This window comes from Vibrio sp. 1402 (genome assembly GCF_033340275.1).
Genome location: NZ_JAWOWE010000532.1, coordinates 1 through 567 on the forward strand (window position 1 = coordinate 1; position 567 = coordinate 567).

The following is a 567-nucleotide window of genomic DNA, read 5'->3' on the forward strand; positions in this document are numbered from 1 at the left end:
CGTGATTTACCCGACTACTTTTGGACAGGAAAAACCAAGATGGCTTGTATGCGCAATGCAATAGGCCAGTCTCTCGATTATGCCTACGCCCATCACATTCAGCGTTTGATGGTGACGGGCAACTTTTGTTTGCTCACCGAGATGAATCCTGACCAAGTAGATGCTTGGTATCTCGGCATTTATGTCGATGCGATTGAGTGGGTAGAAATGCCCAATACACGCGGTATGGCATTGTTCGCCGATGGTGGCATTGTTGGCACCAAGCCTTATGCCGCAAGCGGGTCGTACATCAACAAAATGAGCGATTACTGTAAAGGTTGCCACTATGACAACAAGGCGCGCAGTGGTGAAGGCTCTTGTCCGTTTAATAGTCTTTATTGGCGATTTATGGACAAGCATGAAAAGCGACTCGCTACCAATCCACGCATCGGCATGATTTTCCGGTCTTGGGACAATATGGAAGCTTCGCAGCGTCAAGCGATTCTTGAGACGGCTGAACGCTATATCGCGGATTTGGAGCATTTGTGATGAACATTTTGATCGTCGGTGGAAACGGAGGGATTGGTT

1 pseudogene is annotated in these 567 nt (G+C 48.1%); it reads left to right on the forward strand.

Annotated features, from left to right (window positions below):
• Positions 1-528, forward strand: a pseudogene (locus tag R7044_RS27090) (cryptochrome/photolyase family protein); the annotation flags it as partial.
• Positions 529-567 lie beyond the last annotated feature (39 nt).